The sequence below is a fragment of the Psychromonas algicola genome (assembly GCF_004378355.1).
GTDB lineage: Bacteria > Pseudomonadota > Gammaproteobacteria > Enterobacterales > Psychromonadaceae > Psychromonas.
The window spans coordinates 1-4,291 of sequence record NZ_SNUB01000058.1 but is presented as its reverse complement, the minus strand read 5'-3'; the positions used below and the strand labels follow the sequence as shown (position 1 = coordinate 4,291).

Annotated in this window: 4 protein-coding genes; all 4 read right to left on the bottom strand. The window is 37.7% G+C overall.

Annotated features, from left to right (window positions below; genetic code table 11):
• Positions 1–180: 180 nt before the first annotated feature.
• A complete protein-coding gene (locus tag E2R67_RS16265) occupies positions 181–1,953 on the bottom strand; it encodes an AAA family ATPase (RefSeq protein WP_243837045.1) in 1,773 nt (590 codons plus the stop codon).
• Positions 1,954–2,075: 122 nt separating this feature from the next.
• A complete protein-coding gene (locus E2R67_RS16260) occupies positions 2,076–2,375 on the bottom strand; it encodes a DUF1330 domain-containing protein (RefSeq protein ID WP_134291995.1) in 300 nt (99 codons plus the stop codon).
• A gap of 173 nt (positions 2,376–2,548) precedes the next feature.
• Positions 2,549–3,037, bottom strand: coding sequence for a hypothetical protein (locus E2R67_RS16255; RefSeq protein WP_134291994.1), 489 nt, complete (start codon positions 3,035–3,037; stop codon positions 2,549–2,551).
• Between the two features lie 127 nt (positions 3,038–3,164).
• Entirely contained in the window at positions 3,165–4,133 is a 969-nt protein-coding gene (locus E2R67_RS16250) for a DUF3644 domain-containing protein (RefSeq protein WP_208379554.1), read from the bottom strand.
• Positions 4,134–4,291: the final 158 nt, after the last annotated feature.

Below are 4,291 nucleotides of genomic sequence, written 5' to 3'. Positions count from 1 at the left end.
ATCTTCTTAATTGTATCAGTAAGGAGTGGGCTCAGTTGCTCCCACTCCTCTTCGTTTAACATTGGCAGATTTTTATCTACCCTCCAACCATACTCAATATTCATAACTTGTGATGCTTAACGCCTTGCTCACCGGAAAATAACGAGCGTAGCGAGTAATTTTTCCGCGTGCGGCAACTTGTTAGATTTCATAGCCATTTGCACTATTTATAAATCCTACCAATTGATCCATACGTTCTCTTAAATCTGAAATATCTAAGTCAGCAGGATTATTCTTTACATAATGACGGGCAACTTTGACTTTGCTTGCTGTCTTTTCCTCTATGCTCCGTCGCTTTTTATATTTGAGAAGGTTTTCCCACTCACCTTTATTTACTAAGTTGCTTGCAGATGGATGAACACCCTTAACACTTTCTTCAACTTTATCGAAGTCTAAGTAATTTTCTACTTCTCGCCCCTTAGTAACCCACGCAAATCCCGGACCTGAATTAAACTCATCTTTCAATCTTTGCTTAGTAGCATTGATGCACGCGCGAGATCTATTTTTATCGCTGTCAAACATTATCACTGTATTTCGATTTAGCTTTCTTACAGAGATTAAATCATCAGCAGCTTCATTTTCGATATCCTGATCAAGGGCTGTTAAATGACTGAACAATCTACCGCCATAAAACATAATCGAATAATGAACACCCTCTACTAAATCTGGCGAATGAGCCTCAAGCCAATAGTTTAGGTATATTCGGTCAGATGGCCCTTCTACCCAAATCACACAATTTGCTTGTAATATGTCTGAAGCTTTATAACCAAGATCATTACATATATTTGAACGCTGCTTAGTACTCGAAATAGCTTCAACGGAAGAAACCCCATCAACTTGTGTGACGTGGAATATTTCAGATTCCACTGCATCCAATAAATGAGCGGAATGAGTTGTAAAGAAATACTGATTTTCTGTTTTTTCTGACAGGTATTTGACCAGTTTTCGCTGTAGTAGAGGGTGCAAATGAAGTTCTGGCTCTTCTACACAGAGTATTGTTTCATCTAGCAATGTTGCTGCCGCTGCCAAAATAACTACTTCATGAACCCCAGTGCCTAGTGACTCTAACGGAAGTGTTTTACCATCCATATGTATGAGCACCATATTTCTTTCATATGGTATTTCAATTTCAGCTGTTTCATTTTCAAGGACTTCTTGTATAAAACCATTTATAGAAACAAACTTTTCTTTTAGGTCTTGTTCGGCAAGAGGCGGGTTTTGAATTTTTGCAATTCTCTCGATTATCCCTTCACCACTATAGTCATTTGCTTCACTTCCGGCCCCACCAATTTTCCTAATCGCAGGTATTACTTCTACGTCAGGTGTCGAATCGGGCAAATAGGCGAGAGCTTTAATTGTCTCTGGCAACCAATGTTGCCTTAGGTTCCCCCCTGTGCTTCGAGTTAGCCCATTCCATAACTGCTGCCACTCTCTTTCATTAAGTTCTTGAAAGACCTCATCAACGTTGATCTCCAGTTCGAACGTGCCATTAGGGTTTCCAGCTTTATATGTAAACCATATCGCTCCATCAACCATAAAGCATTCTGAGCACAGAACCTTTCTTGCGAGCTGGCGATGAACCGCGTGTTGTCTTTCATCAGGTAGTTTCTGATTAATGTAGCTATCAATATCCCCTTCAAATAACGGGAATGACACACGATGCTGAGCTCTTTCATTTGATATGTGATGATCAATATCTTTAAAAGGATTCTCTTGCTGATTTCTTCCAAAGTTTTGTTGATTCTTTGCTTTTCCGACAAAATAGGCATATTGATCATTTAAGAAATTGACAATATTAGACTTCCCAACGTTGTTCTGACCAATAATCAAATTGACTTTTTTGAGCGGCCCTATCCTGACCATTTCATCACCAACACTTCGGTAACCAGAAAAACCAAAACCTTTTAGTAGCACAAAATTATCCTTGTAAATCTAACGCAGAGCGCAGCTGCATTTTGGTTGGTGTGTAGTTTTGTGTAAAATGGCGAAGCCATACACAATAAAGCGCCGACCAAAATGTCAGCTGGCGCGTATTGTTATGCAGTTGCATTTTCAATAGGAAGAAGTAAAAAATTACTACTTGATCCATTTTTTCGTGAATCTTTATAAGGTGCGTAATCTGAAGACTGATAAAAATCTAATGCATTTTCTTTTGAAGAAAACTCAGCAACAAGAGTATATTGAGGCTTATTATCACCTTCTAATAACTCAATATTTGAAGTTCTAGTAATATACTTACCACCAAATTTTGACAACAATGGAGTCACCTTAACCAAATATTCTTCTACCCAGGATGGATTAGTAATATTGGTCTCGACTATCATTAAGTGCTTCATATTATTCCTTGTGTAAAAAATTTAACGATTAAGAGGACACTCACCCTTATTGATGCATAACGCCCGCCTAACACGCAATGTGTTGGCGTGGCTTTTTGCGTTGTTTGCCAAAACCATGACAACTTAACATTGTCGGAGTTTAGGCGCTTGTTAGCATGCTATACGGGCAAGCATTAGTTACACATTTTATTATAAGCTTTTGTAAAACCAGAAAGGTTCAAGGCTTTAGTAAACCACCCTGAACTCGAATACTTTCCGGCAACTTTAACAACATTACCTTTTTTGAAAGCATTTAAGTCTGATTCACTTAATTTCATATAATAATATCGATCATCAGTGACTAAATCAGAACCTCCAAGGTATGTAGAGTAACCTCCATTTTTATCCACTGGAGAGTTGGCATCAACAACATATTTCAAACTTGCAGTAAAACTTAGGCTCTCAAATCCATAGGAAGGTGCTTCCATATTCATTTCATTACAACGAAATATAAAGGAGTCTTTTCTTATTTGTATCACTTCAACTTTTGAAGAGTCAAAAGGATCTGATTGCTTTGTAAAAGCGGTCCACCCACTACCTAAGTTTAGAAACTTTGTTTCTGCATTAGCACTACCCAATGATAAAAGTAATGTTAATCCCAAAATTGTTTTAAATATTCCCATTTTCAACTAACTTCCTTATGAGCAGCTTGATGACAAAATTGATAGCCGATTCTAAATTGCATGCTAACGCCGCGCTTTGCGGCTGGTTTGGAGCGCAGCGGAAAACCAGTCCGACAATAGCGTCTTGTTAGCTTTGTTTGGTATAATGAGCATCAAATTCTTTAAGTATATTTGGGTTGAAATAAGATTTACTGCCACTCTTTGGATTCGATGGATTATACAACCGCTGATGGCAGTATTTTTCATTACTTTCAAGTGATTTTCGGATTTGGTGATAGTCGTTGTTAGCTTTAAAGTCCGAGTATCTCTTTTTCAGTCTTGTTGTTAATACATCATAGTCCCAAGGATACTTATCCATAATTTCCTCTTCAGCCAACCTAACAACTGGTGCCTTAGCATCGTTGGTAATTTGGACTGGTATAGCTGAACCGCTTTTAACCTTTTTGAAATTCACATCGATTCTTAACGACAGGTTATAATCTGATAAATCATCATTGTCATAGTCTTTTTCAACTGTTTTTATGTATTTCAAAAGATTTTTCTCAGAAGCGTTAAGTGTTTCCCCATTAACTGAGTCAAAACCTCGGAAAAATGCCATTGGCATGAGATAAAAATTATATTTATCTAGAACAGGACCAAACCACTCTTGTATTAGATGTAAATAGTTCTGTAGAGATGCCGTACCAATTTCCTGAACTTTTATTGCCAAGGAAAGATCATCATTTATAAAATGTATTGAATTATCTCGAATTTCAGCGAGAGTCGTTATGTTGTCTTTAACAACACCTCCGATTTTTACACCATAATCTTCAGTAATTATTCTATGGGCCTCGTATAGGCTTACAGACATAGGGTTGCCAGCGCGATTATTCTTTATATATCGTTTTTTAGACTTCCCGCCCTTTTTTAGTTGACGATGCTCCCATACATATAAGCTAGTCACTTGATTTCTGGCGAGCTGTAATACCTTTGCCTTTAACAATAATTCCCATGCGTTTATACATAGAACAGAGAATGTCTCTTCCCGATAGTTAAAATCAGGCTTATTGTATATTTCTATTGCTGAAATCATTGCTGCAATAGACTTATCGAGCATTGCCCTCGCTCTGGACTTCATATGTTCTCCGTGAAGCTAACGCCTTAATAAACAGCGTGAAGTATGGAGTATTTTTGGCGTACAATCAACGCGAAGCGTCCACGCCAAAAATGCAGAATACTTTGCGTCTGTTTTGATTAACTTTGTTAAATTTCGTC

What these genes read in the sequence shown, in the direction of transcription:
- E2R67_RS16260 (WP_134291995.1), bottom strand. Translation starts at nt 2,375, where the DNA reads ATGAAGCACTTAATGATAGTCGAGACCAATATTACTAATCCATCCTGG.
- E2R67_RS16255 (WP_134291994.1), bottom strand. Translation starts at nt 3,037, where the DNA reads ATGGGAATATTTAAAACAATTTTGGGATTAACATTACTTTTATCATTG.
- E2R67_RS16250 (WP_208379554.1), bottom strand. Translation starts at nt 4,133, where the DNA reads ATGCTCGATAAGTCTATTGCAGCAATGATTTCAGCAATAGAAATATAC.